This window comes from Streptomyces sp. NPDC058045 (assembly GCF_042885635.1).
Lineage (GTDB): Bacteria > Actinomycetota > Actinomycetes > Streptomycetales > Streptomycetaceae > Streptomyces.
Genome location: NZ_JBHVRR010000010.1, coordinates 127,882 through 147,730, shown reverse-complemented (window position 1 = coordinate 147,730; position 19,849 = coordinate 127,882). Strand labels below are relative to the sequence as shown.

The 19,849-nt window shown below is 72.9% G+C and carries 13 protein-coding genes and 1 tRNA gene; 5 read left to right on the top strand and 9 right to left on the bottom strand.

The window, feature by feature from the left end; genetic code table 11:
• Window positions 1-182: 182 nt before the first annotated feature.
• On the bottom strand, window positions 183-932 hold the full coding sequence (locus ACFVST_RS09395) for a GPP34 family phosphoprotein (protein ID WP_390148476.1): 750 nt from the start codon (window positions 930-932) through the stop codon (window positions 183-185).
• Window positions 933-1,175: 243 nt separating this feature from the next.
• Here ACFVST_RS09395 and ACFVST_RS09390 point away from each other — a divergent pair, with 243 nt between their 5' ends.
• On the top strand, window positions 1,176-3,992 hold the full coding sequence (locus ACFVST_RS09390) for a D-alanyl-D-alanine carboxypeptidase (RefSeq protein WP_390148474.1): 2,817 nt from the start codon (window positions 1,176-1,178) through the stop codon (window positions 3,990-3,992).
• A 186-nt stretch (window positions 3,993-4,178) separates the two neighbouring features.
• Window positions 4,179-6,068, top strand: coding sequence for an MFS transporter (locus ACFVST_RS09385; protein WP_390148472.1), 1,890 nt, complete (start codon window positions 4,179-4,181; stop codon window positions 6,066-6,068).
• Between the two features lie 23 nt (window positions 6,069-6,091).
• Here ACFVST_RS09385 and ACFVST_RS09380 read toward each other — a convergent pair whose 3' ends face one another.
• From ACFVST_RS09380 to ACFVST_RS09370, 3 genes are read right to left on the bottom strand one after another with little or no spacing between them, the layout of a single operon-like run.
• The gene (locus tag ACFVST_RS09380) at window positions 6,092-7,453 is read right to left on the bottom strand and encodes an extracellular solute-binding protein (RefSeq protein WP_390148470.1); all 1,362 of its coding nucleotides are present in this window, start codon (window positions 7,451-7,453) and stop codon (window positions 6,092-6,094) included.
• Window positions 7,450-8,616 carry a hypothetical protein gene (locus ACFVST_RS09375; RefSeq protein ID WP_390148468.1) on the bottom strand — a complete coding sequence of 389 codons (1,167 nt, stop codon included), beginning with the start codon at window positions 8,614-8,616 and terminating at the stop codon, window positions 7,450-7,452. Before ACFVST_RS09375 ends, ACFVST_RS09380 begins: the two co-directional genes overlap by 4 nt.
• Before the next feature lie 59 nt (window positions 8,617-8,675).
• The gene (locus ACFVST_RS09370) at window positions 8,676-11,045 is read right to left on the bottom strand and encodes a tetratricopeptide repeat protein (protein WP_390148466.1); all 2,370 of its coding nucleotides are present in this window, start codon (window positions 11,043-11,045) and stop codon (window positions 8,676-8,678) included.
• A gap of 456 nt (window positions 11,046-11,501) precedes the next feature.
• Between ACFVST_RS09370 and ACFVST_RS09365 the strand changes: the two genes are divergently transcribed.
• On the top strand, window positions 11,502-12,668 hold the full coding sequence (locus ACFVST_RS09365; RefSeq protein WP_390148464.1) for a M24 family metallopeptidase: 1,167 nt from the start codon (window positions 11,502-11,504) through the stop codon (window positions 12,666-12,668).
• Between the two features lie 158 nt (window positions 12,669-12,826).
• A complete protein-coding gene (locus ACFVST_RS09360; protein WP_390148462.1) occupies window positions 12,827-14,260 on the top strand; it encodes an amidase in 1,434 nt (477 codons plus the stop codon).
• Between the two features lie 20 nt (window positions 14,261-14,280).
• On the opposite strand, the gene ACFVST_RS09355 is transcribed toward ACFVST_RS09360, so the two are convergent.
• The 5 genes from ACFVST_RS09355 to ACFVST_RS09335 all read right to left on the bottom strand — a co-directional run bounded on the left by ACFVST_RS09355 (window position 14,281) and on the right by ACFVST_RS09335 (window position 18,639).
• Window positions 14,281-14,775 carry a DUF6328 family protein gene (locus tag ACFVST_RS09355; RefSeq protein ID WP_390148460.1) on the bottom strand — a complete coding sequence of 165 codons (495 nt, stop codon included), beginning with the start codon at window positions 14,773-14,775 and terminating at the stop codon, window positions 14,281-14,283.
• A gap of 133 nt (window positions 14,776-14,908) precedes the next feature.
• Window positions 14,909-16,123 (bottom strand): formaldehyde dehydrogenase, glutathione-independent, encoded by a 1,215-nt coding sequence (gene fdhA, locus ACFVST_RS09350; RefSeq protein WP_390148458.1) that lies wholly within the window; start codon window positions 16,121-16,123, stop codon window positions 14,909-14,911.
• 250 nt (window positions 16,124-16,373) lie between these two features.
• Window positions 16,374-16,449 (bottom strand) — tRNA-Arg (locus ACFVST_RS09345).
• Between the two features lie 91 nt (window positions 16,450-16,540).
• Window positions 16,541-17,824, bottom strand: coding sequence for a M6 family metalloprotease domain-containing protein (locus ACFVST_RS09340; RefSeq protein WP_390148456.1), 1,284 nt, complete (start codon window positions 17,822-17,824; stop codon window positions 16,541-16,543).
• Between the two features lie 296 nt (window positions 17,825-18,120).
• On the bottom strand, window positions 18,121-18,639 hold the full coding sequence (locus tag ACFVST_RS09335) for a MarR family winged helix-turn-helix transcriptional regulator (protein WP_390148454.1): 519 nt from the start codon (window positions 18,637-18,639) through the stop codon (window positions 18,121-18,123).
• Window positions 18,640-18,759: 120 nt separating this feature from the next.
• Between ACFVST_RS09335 and ACFVST_RS09330 the strand changes: the two genes are divergently transcribed.
• Window positions 18,760-19,566 carry a dioxygenase gene (locus ACFVST_RS09330; protein WP_390148452.1) on the top strand — a complete coding sequence of 269 codons (807 nt, stop codon included), beginning with the start codon at window positions 18,760-18,762 and terminating at the stop codon, window positions 19,564-19,566.
• Window positions 19,567-19,849: the final 283 nt, after the last annotated feature.

Genomic DNA, 19,849 nt, shown 5'->3' with positions numbered 1-19,849 from the left:
TTTGCTTGCCGCCCGGGGTGTGGGGCTGAGGCGGGGCGGGCTGGGCCCCCGCCCGCCCCCCCGCCCCCACCGCCGGCTCCCGTCCCGGACAGCTCGGGGAACCGCGGTGGTTGCGAGACCGGCGCCCCGGGGACGCCGCTGTGGTGCCTGTACTGCGGGTGGTGCCTCGCGATGCGGCGATGTCAGTGCACCGCGGCACGGACCATGGACCCGTGACCGTGGTGCGGCTGCATCGGCACCCGGCCCGCCGGCTCCCGTGCCGCCGGTGCCGGCCGTGCGGCGGACGCCGGTCCACGGCGCGGCTGTGCCGCCGCACCGTTCTGGACGTCCATCACGGCGTGCGCGACCAGGCCGCCCATCGGGTCGTGCCTGATCAGGTCCCGGAGGCGGGAGCGTGAGGAACGCCCCTCGTTGCCCGGGTAGAGGTGCTTGCCGAGACCGACCGCGTGGGCCAGCGCGGCGAGCGCCGCGGTCCGTGGATCCGGCGGTACGCCGGTCCGGATCGCGGAGTCCAGCCGGGCCCTGATCTCCCGGCTGATGGCCGTGTCCGTCGCCTGGTAGCGAGTCGTCGGCAGCACTCCGCACATCTGGCCCTCCACGGCATGGACCATGCCGCAGCGCTCCAGATGCGAGAGATACGTCTGGCGCAGCCCCAGTCGGGGCCCGCCGATCCAGTGGACCGCACGGACCGGGGCGCCGCGCCTTCGCAGCAACTCCAGTGCGCAGTCCAGTGTCGGATCTCCGGTCGGCCGTGGTACGACCACGGCGATACGATCCCCGTCTGGGGCTATCCGTCCGGCCAGCGCCAGCTCTACCAGCTGTGCTCCGGCCAGACCGAGGTCAAGCGACTGCGGCTGCGCTGTGGTACCCGTGGTCGGGTCCAGAGCGAGCAGCAGTAGCTCCTCCGGAATCGTTCTGCGGCTCCTGCCCATCCATGCCTCCCCGCGTGGATGAATGACAGGGTGACCCCTCTCACATTGGTCTGTCGAGGGTGCGTGACCTGTTTGTAAGGGAACCGGTAGGTATGTCGTTCCCGTCTAGCACCTCAGCCGGTCCCCGCACCCAGGACACTGGTAGATGGTTCGAGCGGCGGGGTCCGGGCAGACGATCAGCGTTCGAGCATGAGCACAGGGCGTGCAGCGCGTACGGATCGCCGTACGGGTAATGCGGAAAACATGGAGGAGGTACCGGTGGCGGGCGAGTCCCCCGACAGGTCGAAGAAGCAGGAGTCGTCGGGGAGCCCCAGCACGGCACCGGCCCAGGTGCCGTCCCCATCCTCGGAGGACCGCGATCCGCGGCTCGCGGTCGCCCGCGAGAGCCGCGGCCGAGTCGACCAGCCGACGGCCGTGTTCAGTACGGCGGGGATGCGGGGAGGCACACCGGAAGCCGCAGAACCGGAACCGTCCGCGGAGGCGGAACACGAATCCACGCCGGAGAGGACGCCGGACGCCCCGGCGACGGTTGCGTCCACGGCGGACTCCTCCACGGCGGATTCGGAGTCCCCTGCGGCGGACGAGGCCGAGCCTGGGGCGGACGCCGCCGACCGTGACGCGCGTCTGCGGGCCGCCGTCGCCGCCTGGATCGGGCGCGACGGGGACGGGGCGGATACGGCGGACGCGGCCGATGCGCCTGAGAGCGGTGCCGGTGACGCGGACGCCGACGGGTCCTCCGGTGCGGGGGATGGGGCCGCCCGCAGTGGCCTGCCCGTACGGACGCGCACCAAGCCGGACGCCGAGGAGAAGGCGGAGCCGGCGGAGAAGCCGGAGCCGGTCGCCGCCGACGAGCCGGAGAAGTCGGAAGATCCGGAGAAGGCAGAGGAGCCGGAGAAGGCCGAGAAGGCCGAGAGTTCGGGCACGGGCGAAAGCTCCGACGCGGACGAGAGCTCCGACTCGGACGACGGTGCCGACGAGGCTGAGAGCGCCGACAGGTCGGAAGAGTCTGCGGCTTCGAAAAATCCCGAAACGACCGAAGAGGCCGAAGAGACCGAAGAGACCGAAGAGTCGGGGAAGTCCGACAGCGACGACAAGGCCGAGAAGGCCGACAAGCCAGAGAAGAACGACAAGACCGAGAAGTCCGAGAAGTCCGAGAAGGCCGACGAGGCTGAGGAGTCGGGGAAGCCCGAGGAGTCGGAGAAGGTCAACTCGGCTGAGGTGGCCGGGAGTTCGGCGGAGTCTGCGGAGTCGGAGCCCGACGAGGACGGCGAGAGCGGTCGGGTCGACACCGCCACCGCCGTCTTCCGTACGCCCAAGTCCGTCGCGGTCGATGAGCCGGCGTCCAAGCCGAAGCTCGACGGCACCCCGGCGGACGACTCCGCCGAAGCCGACGACGAAGCCGAGCCGGACGACACCTCCGAGGCGAAGGACACCGCCAAGGACACCGCCAAGACGGAGGAGCCCGCCCCCAAGTCGGAGACCGCCAAGTCCGAGGCCCCCAAGGCAGAGAAGGCCACCCCCAAGTCGGAGACCGCCAAGCCCAAGGCGGAGGCCTCCGAGACGGAAGCCGCCAAGGCGGAGGCCGCCGGCGAGGTGTCCGCCGCGGAGCGGACCAGCCGTTTCGTCGCGTTGAAGCCTCTGGACGAGGGCGCGCCGCCCAAGCCGCCCGAGCGCACCGGCTCCCCGCAGCCCGCCGCCGAGGCCCCCGCGCCCGTGCCCGCCGGGCCGGCCCCCGTGGCGGAGCCGACCACGCAGCAGCCGTTGCCTCCGTTGCCGCCGATGGATCTGCTGGCGGAGTTGACCAACACCCCGCCGCCGCCGGAGACCGCGCTGCGGACCGCGGTGCGCCGGGTCAAGATCTGGACGCCGCTGGTCATCCTGGTGATCACCGCGCTCGGGGTGGTGCAGGCGGTGCGTCCGCTGCCGGACCCGAAGCTCACGCTGACCGCCGCCGAGTCCTACGGTTTCGACGGGTCGCGGGTGTCGCTGCCGTGGCCGGACGAGGGCCAGGGCTGGATGGACGTGGCCGGGCTCGGCACCATGGACCACTTCGGCAAGCAGACGCCGGTGCCGGTCGGTTCCGTCGCCAAGATGATGACGGCCTATGTGGTGTTGCAGGACCACCCGTTGAAGCGGGGCGCGAGCGGGCCGGGCATCACGGTGGACGCGCTGGCGGAGAAGGAGGGCGGCTACGACTCGATGCAGGAGTCCACCCTCAACACGATCAAGGAGGGCGACACCCTCACCGAGAAGCAGGCGCTGGCCGCCATCATGGTCCCGTCCGCGAACAACGTGGCCCGGCTGCTGGCCCGTTGGGACGCCGGCTCGGAGAAGGCGTTCGTGGCGAAGATGAACGCCGCCGCCAAGAAGCTCGGTATGGAGAACACCCGGTACACCGACCCCTCCGGGCTGGACCACACCACCGTCAGCACCGCCGAGGACCAGGTGAAGCTGGGCAACGAGCTGGTGCAGATCCCCGCGCTCGTCGAGGTGACGAAGCTGCCCGCGTGGAAGGACCCGTCCGGCAAGACCTGGTCCAACTACAACCGGCTGGTGCCGTACGACGGTGCGATCGGGCTCAAGACCGGCACCACCACCAAGGCGGGCGGCAATCTGGTGTTCGCGGCGACCAAGGAGGTCGGCGGGGAGCGGGTCACCGTCGTCGGTGCGGTGCTCGGTCAGCACAAGACGCCGATCATCGACACCGTCAACGCCGTCAGCAAGACCGCGATGCTCGCCGCGCGGGACGCCCTGACCTCGCGCACCGTACTGAAGAAGGGCGATGTCGTCGGCTATGTCGATGACGGGCTCGGCGGGCACACCCCGGTCGTCGCCACCGAGAAGGTCTCGGCGGTGGGTTGGCCCGGGGTGACCGTGCACCTCAAGCTGAACGACGGCGGCAAGACGATCCCGCACAAGGCGAAGGCCGGTACCGAGGTCGGCTCGCTGACCGTCGGCGACGGCTCCGACGATCCGGGCGGCGCGGTCCGGGTGCCGATCGCCCTCCAGCAGGATCTGACCGAACCGGGCTACGCCGCGAAGGCGACCCGGCTGGGCTGACCGCGCCCGCACCACCCTCCGCCCGTACGGCCGTTCCGCTCCCGAAGGTTGCGGGACCGGCCGTACGGGCGGAGTGGCGCGACGGCGCGTGCTAGCGTCCGGATCGGGGCAGCGAGCGGGCGCGGGACGGGCGGTGGGCACCGGCCCCGGACCTCGACACATCGAAAGACACGGGGAGTTCCTTCAGTGGCCACTGCGGAGCCGACGCGGGCGGGGGACGACGGCCACGGCACTGGTCGGAGCACCGGCCGCGGCACCGGTCACGACACCCGGACCGGACCCGCCGGGCCGCGCCCCGAACCCCCTGCCGACCCCGATCCCGAGGCCGCGCCCGGTTCCGGTCCGAGGTCCCGTGGCTCGCGGTGGTGGCGGCTGCTGCGGCACCCGGTGACCGTCACCACCGCGGTCGCCGCGCTCGCCCACCTCGTCTGGTTCTTCACCTTCGCCAACGGCGGCGGGGACCTCGCCGCCCAGGACGCCTGGGCCGAGTTCGTCGGCCGGCACCCGGACTCCGCCTACAACCTCGCCTGGTACGGCGGGATGCACCCGGTGTCGTACAGCGTGATCTCGCCGTATCTGATGTCGGTGCTCGGGGTGCGGACCACGATGATGGTGGCGGGGACCCTGGGGGTCGGGCTGCTCACCATGATCGTGCTGCGCAGCCGGGCCGTGCGGCGGCCGCTGCCGGTGGCGTTCGCCGGTGCCTTCGGGCTGGTGTGCAACGCGGTGTCGGGGCGGGTCACCTTCGGTCTCGGGATGACCTTCGGGCTGGCCGCCGTCGCCACCGTGTTCTGCTGGCCGCACCGCTGGCGGTACCACCGGGGGGCGAAGGCCGTGGTGGCGGCGCCGCTGGCCGCGCTCTCCACCGCCTGCTCGCCGGTGGCGGGGCTCTTCGTGGGACTGGTCGCGGTGGCGCTCTTCCTCCAGGGCCGCCGCCCCGGGGCCTGGGCGCTGGGCCTCGCCCCGGCGGTGGTGGTCGCGGTGTCTTCGTGGCTGTTCCCGTTCTCCGGTACCCAGCCCATGTCGTTCTGGTCGGCCTCGCTGCCGATGCTGTTCTCGGTGGCGGTCTGGTTCGCGGTGCCGAAGCAGTGGAAGACGGTGCGCATCACCACCGCCGTGTACGGGGTGGCGGTCCTGCTGACCTGGCTGATCAACTCGCAGATCGGCTCCAACATCACCCGGCTCTCGATGCTGTTCGCCGGGGCGGTGCTGCTGGCCGCGCTGCCGTTCGCGGCGCCCCGCACCCGTCGCTGGTACACCCTCGTGATGCTGTTCACCGGCTTCGTCACCTGGATCGGCGTCAAGTCCGTGGACGACGTGGTCAACACCACGCCCGCCGCGTCCTGGGCCCGCGAACTCGCCCCGCTGGTCAACCAACTCCAGGTCAACGGCGCCGAGAGGGGCCGCGTCGAGGTGGTGCCGGCCCGCAGCCACCGCGAGGCGTCCGCGCTCGCCCCGTATGTCAACCTGGCCCGCGGCTGGAACCGGCAGGCGGACCTGGAACGCAACCCGCTCTTCTACGACGACACCCTCGACCCCGTCAACTACCATGCGTGGCTGCGGCGTTGGGCGGTGCACTTCGTGGTGGTGCCCAAGGACGAGCCGGACGGCGACGGCGGCGAGGCCGAGCGGGAAATCGTCCAGCAGGGCCAGCCCTATCTGCGGCAGGTGTGGGGCGACGCCAACTGGCAGTTGTACGCGGTGCGCGACCCGGTGCCGCTGGCCGAGCCGCCCGCCGTGGTCGAACGCGCCGAACAGGGCGAGCTGATCATCGAGGTGAAGCGGGCCGGCCGCGTCCTCATCCGCATCCCGTACTCGCCGTGGCTGGGCCTGATCGACGGGCACGGCAAGTCGGTCACCCCGCCGAAGGAGACCGAGGCCTCCCGCCGGGCCCGTGAGCGCGACGACACCGTGCCCAAGACGTACGACAACCCGAACGGCTGCCTGATGGAGACCGAGGAGGACGACGCGGGCGACAAGTGGACCGAACTCCTCGCCCCCGCCCCCGGCGTCTACCGCCTCGCCGCCCCCTACCAACTGCCCCGCGGCACCCCCTGCCCCAAGGAACTGCGGTAGGAATCAGGGGAGTTGCCGGTCGGTCAGCCGCCCGGTGGGGTGCACAGGGTGTCCGGGCCGCGGGTGCCGGAGGCCGCGGCCCGCGCCCCCGAGTCGGCGAACTCCTCGCGGCGTACCGTGTCCAGGCGTCCCAGCAGCCGCCGCAGATTCCGCTCGCCGCGGTCCCCGACATAGTCGAGCACGGCCCGCTGGAAGGCGTCCCGCAGCCGCGGCGGCATCACATCGGAGGCGTCGAAGCACAGGGTGCGGGCCTCGCCGCCGGTGCCGGACAGCAGCCCGGCCAGCCGGCGGCCCAGGCGGTCCCGGGGCCGCGGATCCTCGCTGCCGGGGAAGAGCGGGCCGAGCCCGTCCGGCGCCGCCCGCTGCCAGCGGGACCGGCCCCGCTCCCCGGACAGCCGCTCCACCAACTGCTGTGCCCCCGGCCGGTCGCTGAACACCGCCGCCATGTCCCCCGACACCTCGAAGACCCGGTCGTACGCCCGGTCCCCGCCGAGGAAGCCCGCCGAGGGCCGTACCGTCACCGGCCGGCCGGCGTACAGATAGCGGGTGAAGGCGCTCTGGTGCTCATGGGTGCAGCGCGGGGAGTCCAGCAGGCCGCGGGGCCGTGAACTCGGGTGTCCGGGGCGGCCCTTGCCCGCGTAGGGGGTGGTGAGCCAGATGCGGGTGGTGTCCGGGTCTTCCGGCCCCAGCAGCCGCGACCAGGTGCGCCAGGCGCGGGCGAGCGCCGCGGCACCCGCCTCGTCCGCGGCGCTCGCCCCCTGTGCGCCGGTGGTCCAGGGCAGCCGACCGGTCGCCCACCGCGTGTACACCGCGGGGCCCGCCTGGTGCAGCAGGATGTCCTCGATCCAGTCGGTGCCCGGCCAGCCGGAGGTGGCCTGGGAGGCCAGCCCCAGGCACCAGCGCGGCGCCCCGTCCTCCGTGCCCTTCCTGCTCCACACCAGGCTCTTCAGGTCGGCCTTCACCGGCACCCAGTAGGTGCGGCGGCGGTGGTCCACCAGCAGGGCGGGCGCCCACGGCGGCGCGGCGCGTTCGGCGGCCGCGGGCGTGATCGGGCGCAGCCGGTTCTCCCGTGCGTACTCGGTGAGTTCGCCGATGCTGTTGAGGATCGCCACATCCGGCGGCGCGTCCGCGGCGAGCTGCGCCACCAGCGTCTCCCGCAGCGAGGACGTCCCCTTGTACGTGTAGCGGTGGCCGGTGCCGTCGTCCAGGGACTCCAGTGCCTTCTGGAAGGCCTCGCCCTCCGGTCCCGTCCACGGCCCCAGCACCACCAGGGTGTCCGGGGTGCGGGCCGAACACCCCGCGAGCAGCCCGGCCGGCACCAGCAGCACCGCCACCAGCAGGAACCGCAGCAGCATCCACCCCGTACGTCCGCCGCCCGCGCTCATGAGCCCGCTCCCGGCCGGGACACCAGTACGTACTCGCGGCGGAACGCGTACAGGGTGAGGGCGGCGGCGGTGGCGCAGAGGAGGCCCGCGGGAAGGATCAGGTGCCGGGCGTCGTCCAGCGGCGGGAGTTGCCCCGCGGAGAGCTGGTGCCCGATCGCCGTGCTCCGCCCCCGTACCGAGTCCCGCGGGGGCGTGCCGAACGGGTCGCGGGCCTCGGCCGCCTCCACCGCGGGCGAGGTGCGTTCCGCCAACGCCGAGGCGCTGCCCGCCACTTGGTGCAGTGCCCGCCGCACCAGCACCGCGTCGGCCACCGGCAGCGGCACCAGCAGCAGCACCACGCCCATCAGCGCCAGCGGAAGACACACCGAGACCCGGAAGCGGAGCCGCAGAAAGCGCAGCGTCCGCCACAGCCCCAGCGCCAGCAGGACGAACGCCACCGCCGCCACCGCCGCGGCCCCCACCACCGGAGTACCCCACCCCGCCCGAGCGGCCAGCCGTGCCCCCAACTCGCCCTCCAGGCCGGTGATCCGGTCCACGATGGTGCTGGCGTCCGCCCCGGCCGGCGCCCGGCCCGCCACCGAGCACCGCGGGAAGGTGCCGGCGGGCGTCGGGCGCGCCGGATCGGGCGGCGGCGCCGAACACAGCATCGTCCAGGCGTACATCAGCTCCGCGTCCCGCAGTACCGGGTCCGCGGCGTGCCCCTCGGCCTGCTCCACCCAGGTCCCGTAGTCGTCCAACAGCGCGGAAACCACCTGGAGTTCCTGCTGCTGCCCCACATCGAGGGCGCCGCCGCGCGCCACCCGGCCCAGGGCCAGGGTGGCGCGGCTGATCCGCTTGCGGTAGACCTCGCCGAGCCCGGCCAACTCGGCGGCGGCACCACCGCGCAGGCTGGACTGCGCCTCCTGCTGCGCGATCCGCACCGAGGCCCTGGCATCGGCCAAGTCCACCAGGGCGGGCGCCAGTTCACCCCGCACCCGCTCCGCGTCCCCGCGCACCTGCCCGTACGCCCAGGACAGCGAGGCGAAGGCGAGGACGCACAGCAGCGGCAGGGCGATCAGGCGGTCCCGCAGATAGGCCCGGTTGGACGGGGCACCGGGGCGGCCCAGCCGGGCGGTGGACGGCGGCCAGAGGCAGCGCCCGGTCCGCCGGAACGGGACGGTCACCGCCCTAAGTGCCCGGTGCTTTACGGGACTTGAGGCGGTGGGGAGTCCGGTGGGCGGGGTCATCGGGGTCGCCTCCCGGTGCGGGGGCCGCGGTGGTGCCAGAGGGACAGCGGGCGGACCGCGTAGGCGCGGTCCAGCAGGCGCTCGGCCAGCCGCTCCCGGTCGTCCGCCGCGGATCTGGCCGCCTGCCGGGCCATCGCCCGGAAGAACTCCGAGAGCGAGATCCTCAACTCCCGCCCGTCGGAGGGGAATCCGAGCCGCCGCCCGTCCTCCCCGGCCGCCGCCTCCGCCAACTGCCCCTGGCTCAACCGGCCTTCGTCCAGCAGCTCCTGCACCCGCCCCCACACCTCCGCGCCCAGCCGCAGTCTCGCCTCCGCATCGGTGAGCCCCTGGGTGTCGAACAGCAGCCGCAGCCGCCGCAGCACCTCCGGAAGCTGCGCCGCCCCGCCCGCGTACTGCACCTTGACGCGCAGCGCCGCGGTACAGGCCGCGGTGCGGTGCCGGGAGTGCTGCGGTACGGCGTCCAGCGCCGCCACCGCCCGCGCCCGCAACTCCTCGGCCGCCGCCCCCCGCGGGTCGTCCTCCCGCGCCGCGGCCTTCGCCAGCAGGGCGCGGGCGGCGCCGAAGGCCGCGCCGCCCAGCGACGGATTGCGCACCCGTACCGCCTCGTGGAAGTGCAGGGCGCGGTCCCGGTCCCCGGCGTGCTCGAAGCAGTAGCCGAGGGCGAGCTTGGGTGCGTACTCGCCGGGGATCGCCGCGTAGACCAGGTCGAAGTACCGCTGTGCCGCGGTGACTTGGCCGCCGCCGAGGGCCAGCAGCCCCTGGTGCCAGTCCACCCGCCAGTCCCGTACCGCCCGGTTCGGCCCCAGTTCCCGCCGCGCCTCGTCCAGCAGTGCCCGCGCGGCCCGCACATCCAGGACGCCCGCCGTCTCGGCGGCGGTGCGCAGCTCCAAGCGGCAGCGCAGCAGCAGGAGTTCGGGGGAGGGTGGTGCCAGATCGCCGGTCAACTGGAGCAGGGCGCGCGGGTCGTCGTCCGTCAGCCGCTCCAGTTCCGCGTGGTGCCGGTCCCGCGGATCGGGGCGCGGCACCGGCAGCCGGCGCGCCACCTCCGGGGGCCGGGGCAGTGTGTACCAGTCGCCGGTGCCGGCCGCCCAGTCGGAGACCGGGGGAGCGGCGCCCAGCCCACCGTCCAGCGCGTACGGCGCCTGCCGGAACAGCGGCGAGGGCTCAAAGGTCTCCACCCCCAGCCGCAGCGACCTCAACTCGCGGAAGACACCGCGTAGTTGCTGCTCCATCTCCCCGGCTGAGGCGAAGCGGTCGGCACGGTCGGGCCGGGTCGCCCGATGCAGCACCCGCGCCAGCGACACCAGACCGAGCCCCTGCGGCACGGGCGCGGTGGGCACCCCGGCACCCGGCGGGGCCCCGGGCGCGCCGTCCGGCTCGGGTACGGGGGCGGGCAGCCGCCTCAGCACGTTCAGCGACACCAGGCCGTCCAGCGGATGCGGGTCCTTCCCGGGGGTCCCGGTGGCTCCTCTGCCCCGTGGCCCGCCGCCCAGTCCGCTCAGTACCCGCAGCGTCTCGCCCAGGCTGAACAGGTCGTCCGCCGGCTGCGAGCGGCCCGTGGAGTCCACCCCGGGGGCCGCGTAGTCGCCGGTGAACGGGCCGGGTGCCTCCGCCGCCCGCACGCTGCCCAGGTCGATCATCTTGGTCGCGGGCCCGCCGTGCATCACGTTCTGCGGCTTGAGATCGCCGTACACCCGCCCGCCCTCGTGCAGATACGCCAGCGCCGACAGCACGCGCACCCCGTACGCCAGCACGAACTCATGGAAGCGGGCGCCGCCGAACAGCGCGGGATCGGCCGCCGCCTGCGCCCGCACCTCGTCCAGCTCCAGGCCGTCCACATACTCCAGCACCAGGAACTCACCGGCCGAGGGATGGCTGCCGAAGTTGAACACCCGGATCAGATCAGGGTGGTTGAGCTCCACCAGGGAGCGGCGCTCGGCGAGCAGGATGCCGCGCGCGCCCACCGGGGTGTGCTGGTGCAGCAGCTTGATGGCCACCTCCCGGCCGTCCACCCGGGTGTCGTGCGCCAGGAACACCTGCCCCAGACCGCCGTACCCCAGCTTGCGCACCACCTGGTACTGGTCGCCCAGCAGTTCGTCCGGCTCAAGCCCCAACTCGGCTGCCGCACGCAGCCGTTCACCCGGGCCGCCCGGAGCGTGCGGGTCGAGGGCGACCACCGGCAGCAGGGTGGGATCCGGTTCGTCCGGCGGCAGTTCGACGGTCACCCGGCGTGCGGCGGTGGGGGAGTGCCGGTCCGGTGCCGGGGGACGGGTCAAGTCGCCCCGGTCGCCGTGGTGTTGGGGCGGCGGGTGCTGCCCGTCCGGTACGGGGGTGGTGTGCCGCGGTGTGCCGCTCTCCCCTTGCATGGCGCCCCAGGATAGGCGCCGGGCGGGTGGTGGCGCCCCTCCGTATCAGAGCCGGTGGGGGGCTGTAAAATTCCGGGCCCGCCTGCTGCCGCTGCCGCTACCGTTTCCGGTATGAGGCCCGTACCGCCCGAGTTTCCACCGCGCCCGGCCCGCGAGGTGTGTGCAGCACACCGGCGGACCGACCGCGCACCGCAGCACGCCTCCGTGGTATGGCCCCGAAGTAACGCCCTGGTGACCCGCGCCGGACACCCGGCCGCCCGCCGGACAGGGAGCCCATCGGCCGCCCACCGCGTCTGACACAACGACGGCCGAACTTCCCCCACACCACCGGAGCCGGGATCAACTCCCGTGCCCACCGGTGTACTTGACGCTCCGCCGGACCCCGGTCCCGGTCGGTGCGCCGCCGAACGATCCCGCACCACCCACCCCCCACACAGCACCCCAGGAGCCACCGCCATGACACCACCGCAGCCGGACACCACCAACCGCCCCACCCCGCAGGCCCCCGCCGTGGAGCCCCTCACCGCCGAGGACTTCGGGCGCCGCCTGGAGCGGGCCACCACCGCCGCCGCCGAGGCCGGGCTCGCCGGACTGGTCATCACCCCCGGCCCCGACCTCGCCCACCTCACCGGCTACCAGCCGGTGCGCACCGAACGCTTCACCGGCCTCTTCCTCACCCCCGGCGCGGACCCGCTGCTGGTGGTGCCCACCCTGGAACGCGGCGACGCCGAAGCGGCCCCCGGCGCCCCCGCCTTCCGCATCGCCGACTGGACCGACGGCACCGACCCGTACCGCGCCGCCCTCGCCCGCCTCGGCTCCAACGCACCGTACGGCGTCTCCGACGGGACCTGGGCGCTGCATCTGCTGGCACTCCAGAGCGCGGTGCCCGGCAGCCGCTTCGCCGCGCTCACCGACGCCCTGCCCATGCTGCGCGCCGTCAAGGACGCCGACGAACTCGCCCGCCTCACCGCCGCCGGGGCCGCCGCCGACGAGACGTACCGCCGCATCCTCCAGGTGCCCTTCGCGGGCCGCACCGAGGACGACATCGCCGCCGACCTGGCCGCCCTCCTCCTCGAACTCGGGCACAGCCAGGTCGACTTCACCGTCGTCGGCTCCGGCCCCAACGGCGCCAACCCGCACCACGAGGCGGGCGGACGCACCCTCGTCACCGGCGACACCGTCGTCCTGGACTTCGGCGGCCTCAAGGACGGCTACGGCTCCGACACCTCCCGCACCGTGCACCTCGGCCCCGACCCGGACCCGGAGGTGCTGCGGGTGCACGAGGTGGTGCGGCACGCCCAGCAGGCCGCGTTCGAGGCGGTCCGCCCCGGAATCGCCTGCCAGGAGATCGACCGCGTCGCCCGCGCCGTCATCGAAGAGGCGGGCTACGGCGCGTACTTCATCCACCGCACCGGCCACGGCATCGGCGTCACCACCCATGAACCGCCGTACATGATCGAGGGCGAGCAGCAGGAACTGGTGCCGGGCATGTGCTTCTCCATCGAGCCCGGTGTCTATCTGCCGGGCCGCTTCGGGGTCCGGATCGAGGACATCGTCACCGTCACCGAGACCGGCGGCCGCCGCCTCAACAACACCTCACGCGACCTGGCCATCGTCCACTGAGATCTGCTCCGAACCCACGGATGGGGGCGCCGAGTCCAGCCGCCGTACCGGCACTCGGCGCCCCTTCCGCCCGGTGACCGAGCGCCCCCTCGCCTTCTTACCCGCCGGTAGGACACGATGGCCTGCGACCACCCCCCACCGAACAGGCGGAGTCAGCCGTGACCGCTCCCGAGAGGCACCCCAGCCCCCACACCGACATCCCGACCGGTCTGCACACCTACACCGACGACGCGCTCGGCGCGCACGACGCCGTCGCCCTCGCCGCCCTCGTCCGCCGCCGGGAGGTCAGCCCCGCCGAAGCCGCCCGGGACGCCGCCGCCCGACTGCGCGCCGCCGAAGGGCTCGGCGCGCTCGCCGCCACCATCGCCGACCCGGCCCCCACCACCGCACCGGACGGCCCCCTCGCCGGAGTCCCCACCCTCGTCAAGGACAACTCCGACTACCGCGGCCTGCCCACCGGCCACGGCAGCGCCGCCTTCACCCCCGCCCCGGCCCGCCGACACGCCCCGTTCGTACGGCAGTTGCTCAGCACCGGGGTCACCGTCCTCGGCAAGACCCGGCTGCCCGAATTCGGCTTCAACGCGACCACCGAGTTCGAGCACGCCGCCCCGGTACGCAACCCGTGGCACACCGCCCACTCCCCGGGCGGTTCCTCGGGCGGGGCCGCCGCGCTGGTCGCCGCCGGCGCCGTACCCGTCGCGCACGCCAACGACGGCGGCGGCTCCATCCGCATCCCCGCCGCCTGCTGCGGCCTGGTCGGCCTCAAACCCACCCGCGGCCGGGTCCGCGCCAACGCCCAGAGCCGCCAACTCCCCATCGACCTGGTCACCGACGGCATCCTCAGCCGCACCGTCCGGGACACCGCCGCCTTCCTCGCCGCCGCCGAGACTCACTGGCGCAACCCCGAACTGCCGCCGCTGGGCCTGGTCGAGGGCCCCTCCGGGCGGCGGCTGCGCGTCGGCCTGCTGCTGGACTCGCCGACCGGAGTGCCCACCGACCCCGCCACCCGGGCCGCCGTCACCGCCACCGCCACCACCCTGGAAGGGCTCGGCCACACCGTGCGGCCGGTGCGGATCCCCCTGGACGACCAGTTCACCGAGGACTTCCTCACCTACTGGGGCATGTTGTCCTTCCTCCTCGCCCTCACCGGCCGCACCCTCGGCGCCCACTTCGACCGGCACCGGATGGACCCCCTCAGCCAGGGCCTGCGCGCCCAGTACGTACGCGCCATGCGCCGCACTCCCGCCGTGCTGCACCGGCTGCGCAAGTCCCGGGAGGCGTACGCGGCGGCGTTCCGCGGGCTCGACGCGATCCTGGCGCCCGTCGTCGCCCACACCACCCCGCGCCTCGGCCACCTCAGCCCCGCCGTGCCCTACCCCACCCTCATCGCCCGCATCCTCGCCTACGTCGCCTTCACCCCCCTCGACAACACCGTCGGCACCCCCTCCGTCTCCCTGCCCTCCACCGCCACCACCCCCGAGGGCCTGCCCATCGGGGTGATGTTCTCCGCCCGCCCCGGCCACGAACACACCCTGCTCGACCTCGCCTACACCCTCGAAGCCGCCAACCCCTTCCGGCGCCTGGGGAGTTGACGGCGCCACGGGTACGCGGGTCAGGGCACCGGGCGGCGCAGCGCTCTCGGCAGGACGAACCACAGCCCGGTGAACAGGGCGAGGGTGAGCGCCGTGACCGTGACGCCGGCGATCCACCCGAGGACCACCGTCATCAGCAGCAGTACGGCCCCGTTGAGCGCGAGGGCGAGGAAGACCAGGCCGAACTCGGCGAGCCGCGCGGACAGGGCGACAATGCGGATCTTGGCGCCCCGGTGGAACAGCCCGCGGTGCAGCGCCACCGGAGTCGCCAGCACCGCCGAGGCGATCACCGTGAGCAGCAACGTCACCACATACGTGGTCCGTTCAAAGGTGTCGAGCCGCGGAAACCGGGCGGTGAACGCCACCCCGAGGAGAAAGGCGAAGACGATCTGCACACCGGTCTGCACGACTCTCAGTTCCTGGAGCAGCTCGCCCAGATTCCGGTCGGCCCGTTCCGCCGGCGTCTCCCCGACACGCTGCGTCAGACCGCCGTCCTCCGGCGAGATATGAGACATACCGCCCATTGTCGTCCGGCACCCCGACCCACGTCACGCGCACCAGGCCACGGCGTGCCCGGCCCCCTTGGTGTATCGGCGGCGCCCCCTTGCGGGGAACACCGCCGATACGCCGTCTCCGATCGGGGCGCGGTCAGCCCAGCAGCCCACTCGGGTTGAGGACGTACTTCTTGGCCGCTCCGCCGTCGAACTCCCGGTAGCCCGTCGGGGCGTCGTCCAGGCCGATCACGGTCGCCCCCACGGCGTCGGCGATATGCGCCCGGTCGTTGAGGATGGCCATCATCAACTGGCGGTTGTAGCGCATGACGGGGCACTGCCCGGTCGTGAAGGACAGGGACTTCGCCCACCCCGTGCCCAGGCTGAGGGAGAGCGAGCCCTTCTTCGCCGCCTCGTCCACGCCGCCCGGGTCACCGGTCACATACAGCCCGGGGATGCCGAGCGCCCCGCCCGCGGCCGTGACCTCCATGAGCGTGTTGAGGACTGTCGCGGGCGCCTCGGTGCCGGCCTTCGCCCCGTGCCCGCGCGCCTCGAACCCGACCGCGTCGATGGCGGCGTCGACCTCCGGCACACCGAGGATCTGCTCGATCTGCCCCTGCGGATCGCCCTTCGACAGATCCACCGTCTCGCAGCCGAAGCTCCGCGCCTGGGCCAGGCGCCCCTCGTTCATGTCACCGACGATGACGACGGCGGCACCGAGCAGTTGCGCCCCGGCGGCCGCGGCGAGCCCGACCGGCCCCGCCCCGGCGACATACACCGTCGACCCGGGCTTGACGCCCGCGGTCACGGCGCCGTGGAACCCGGTCGGGAAGATGTCCGACAGCATGGTCAGGTCCAGGACCTTCTCCATGGCCTGCTCGCGGTCGGGGAACCGCAGCAGGTTGAAGTCCGCGTACGGCACCATGACGTACTCGGCCTGCCCGCCGATCCAGCCGCCCATGTCCACATAGCCGTACGCGGCACCGGGACGCTCCGGGTTGACGTTCAGGCAGATCCCGGTCTTGCCCTCCTTGCAGTTGCGGCAGCGCCCGCAGGCGATGTTGAACGGAACCGAGCACAGGTCCCCGACCTTGATGAACTCGACGTCCGGCCCGGCCTCCACGACCTCCCCGAGGATCTCGTGCCCGAGCACCAGCCCCTTGGGCGCGGTGGTGCGGCCCCGCACCATGTGCTGATCGCTGCCGCAGATGTTGCTCGCCACGACCCTGAGGATCACACCGTGGTTGCAGCGCCGACCCACGTTCTCGGAAGGCACTCCCGGACCCTCCCGCAACTCCAGCTTGGGGTACGGAATCTCGCGGACCTCGACTTTTTTCGGCTCGACATAGACGACGGCTTTGTTGCCTGCCATGGGTTTCCCATCCTCTCGGGACTGAGGCTGGCCACCGCCCGGGCACAAACCGGACTCACCCCGGCCCACGCCCCCAACAGCGGTCACTCACGACCCCCGAGTTCCCGTTTTCCCCGGCCCAAGCATCCGACCCGGCGATTGGTACGGGGGGCGGTCTGCGTCAGGTGGCAGGGCACTCGCAGACCAACGCCACCACGGACGTCCGCACACACGAAGACCCCGGACCGAGACCGGTCCGGGGCCTTTGGACTGGTGCCCCCGGCAGGATTCGAACCTGCGACACCCGCTTTAGGAGAGCGGTGCTCTATCCCCTGAGCTACGAAGGCTGGGTTTGTGGCGGTTGGTGGGGTGGTTCTGGCCGCCGCGGACAGTGTAGCGGGTGGGGTGGGGGCCGGTGGCGGGGCTTGGGGGTCGAGGTCAGGGCCGGGTGATGTGGAGGTGGTAGTTGCCGTCGGGGGTGCGGGAGTGGATGGATATGCGGGTGCCGGTCTTGGGGTCGGTGAAGGTCTGGCCGGGGGTGAAGGTGGCGTCGGAGAGTTCGGCGTGGACGTTGGGGCTGCGGGTGCAGCCGCCGCTGTCGTGGGTGGAGTCGTAGACGGTGACGGGGCCGTGGCCGGTGTCGATGCCGGCGTCGACGCGGTAGATGAGGGCGCCGGGGCGGCAGACGTCCTCGTCGTTGCCGCCGCGGGTGCGGATCTCTACGGCGATGCCGGTGCGGCCGTCGAGCGGGACGAAGGCGAGTTTGGTGCCGCCGCGGCTTTCCAGCGGGGTGAGGACGTGGTCGCTGGTGCCGGGGCGGGAGACGCAGCTGACCTGGCGGTTGTCGAGCCAGCCGAGTTTCCACTTGTGCCAGCCGAGGAGGTCGTTTCCGGCGCCCCAGTCCTCGCTCATGATGTCCCAGTGGCCGGCGCCGCCGCCGTCCTGGGTGTAGAGGTCGGGCAGGCCGAAGACGTGGCCGTTCTCGTGGGGCAGGACGCGGTAGCCGGTTCTGGCGTAGGAGCCGGAGCCGTCGTCCTGGCGGCTGTAGACGAAGGAGGCGTTGGCGAGGGGGACGCCGTCGGCCACGGGGGCGTCCTCGTTGCCGGCGAAGGTGACGGAGAGGACGGTGTCGAGGGCGGAGGGGCCGGCGTTGGGGGTGACGATGACGTTCACCAGGTCGTAGTCCCGGAAGTCGATCTTTCCGTCGGTGGTCTTGATGATGTCGTCGACGAGGCCGCGGTAGCCGGGTTCGAAGGGGGCGCCGCGTTCGATGCCGTACTTCTTGAACGGTTTCGGCATCCGCAGCCACTGCCGGATCGGGGTTTTGGCGCGGTAGTCGAGGCGGCCGTAGGAGCCGACGCGGAACCATTCGGCGGTCTGCGGGAAGAACTCGTGGAAGCGGTCCATGGCGCTGCCGCGGCCGGGTGCGTCGGAGAAGTCGATCATGAGGGTGAGGGCGTGCACGATGCCGGTGGAGCGTGCGTAGCCGGTTCTGGTGGGGATGCCCTCGGACATCTGGACGCCGGACTTTCCGCTGATCATGCAGGGGCCGAGGGCGGTGGTGCGGGGCACCGAGCCGGGGCCGGCCGCGGTGGGGGAGCGGTCGGAGGGGCGGCCGGTGCTGGCCGTCAGGGTGACCGCGAGGGCGAGGGCGGTGGCGGAGGCGAGGAGGGCGCCGCGGCGGGGGGTGCGTATCCGGCGTTCTGTGGGGGGCTGCTGCATACATCGGCCTTCCCGCTCCGCGGCAGCCGCCCGGCCGGGCTGCCCCCTTTCGATCACCCTGGGGCGGGGTGGTCGGGGGCGCGCGCGGGGTGCGGCCGATCGTGGGAATCGCGTGCGGGGAGGTTCTTCCGGCCGGTCAGGGAGCTCGCTGCGACGGGCGGGGGCGGTGGCCGACCGCGGTGGTGGCGGCTACCCGGCGTCGTACGGTGCTCGGGCTCCGGCGACGGGTGGGACGTCTCGACGCAACCGATGGGCACGGCGCCCCCGACGCCAATGCCCAGGCCCGGAGCCCGAGTTCACCGCAGCCAGGGAAGGTCCGCGCCCGCCTCCTGCGGCTGGAGGCCCTCGGCGATCACGCGCATGATCTCGCCGAGGGACTTCTGCTGGGCGGGGCTGAGCCGGGAGAAGAGGGCCTGGCGGACCGCCGCCACATGGCCGGGGGCCGCCGCGCTCAGCGTCTCGGCGCCCTCGTCGGTGAGGACCGCGAGCTGGCCGCGCTTGTCGGAGGGGCAGTCCTCGCGGCGTACCCAGCCGTTGCGTTCCAGCCGGGCCACGGCGTGCGACAGCCGGGAGCGGGTGATCTTCGTCTGCTTCGCCAGTTCCGTCATCCGCATCCGGCGCCGCGGCGCCAGGGAGAGCTGCACCAGCAGCCCGTAGTAGATGTGCGGAAGCCCGGCGTCGCGCTGCAACTGCCGGTCGAGATGGTCCTCCAGCAGGGTGGTGGCGTGCAGGTAGGCAAGCCAGGTGCGCTGTTCCTCGTCGTCGAGCCAGCGGGGCTCCGGGTGGTCCGGGCCGGGGGGTGATGGCTTCGTCATGCACCCAATGTACGGAATCTATGATTGAAACTTAAATAAGTGTGGCTTACCTTGGAGCAGGAAGCTTTAAGTTTCAAGGACTCGCTCGGAGTGTCCCGCTCCGGCGGACGAGGAGCTGACATGGCCGCGACCGCTACACCCCGACCCACCCCCGACCCGCGGCGTATGCCCGCCCTCTACCTCAGCCACGGCGCGCCCCCGCTCGCGGACGACCCCGTGTGGCCCGGGGAACTGGCCGCCTGGGCCGCTCAACTGCCGCGCCCCCGCGCCGTATTGATGGTCTCCGCCCACTGGGAGGAAGCCCCGCTCGGCCTCGGCGCCACCACCACCGCACCCCTCACCTACGACTTCTGGGGCTTCCCCGAGCACTACTACCGCGTCGAGTACCCGGCCCCCGGCGCCCCCGCCCTCGCCGAAGCCGTACGCAAACTGCTCCACACCGCCGGCACCCCCGTCCAGGACGTACCCGACCGGGGCCTTGACCACGGTGCCTATGTGCCGCTGGTCGAGATGTATCCGGACGCCGACATCCCCGTTCTGCAGATCTCCCTGCCGACGCTCGACCCGCAGCGGCTGATGGAGGTCGGGCGGCGGCTCGCGCCGCTGCGCGACGAGGGCGTCCTCATCGTCGGCAGCGGCTTCTTCACCCACAACCTGGCCGCGCTGCGGCAGGGCGGCACACCCGGCTGGTCCGCCGAGTTCGACGACTGGGGGCGGCGGGCGCTGAAGGACGGCGATGTGGACGCACTGCTCGACTTCACCGCCAAGGCCCCCGCGGGACGCCTCGCCCACCCCCGTACCGAGCACTTCGCCCCGCTCTTCGTCACCCTCGGCGCGGCCGACGCCGCCGGGGACCTCGACGTCCGGCGCTCGGTGATCGACGGCTTCTGGATGGGGCTGGCGAAGCGGTCGGTGCAGTTCGGCTGAGATCGGCCGGGATCGGCAACCAACGAAGCGTTCCGGTCGTCTTCAAGAGGGAGGAGGCCGAAGACGCCTCTCCTCTCCCGGATCCCGATGTACGTCCGAGGCCGCACCGGCCTCCCCGGACACCGGCCTGACCTGCACCGCGTCCGCCACAGGCGACCCCGCCGCGGGCTGCGGGCGGACAGGGTACTGCAAGATCAGAGAAATTGATGGACAGGTTGGGAATTCTGTCCTGATTCCAGTCGTTGTTTCCATCGGATGCAGGGCACCCGCCAAGGTGTGCAGA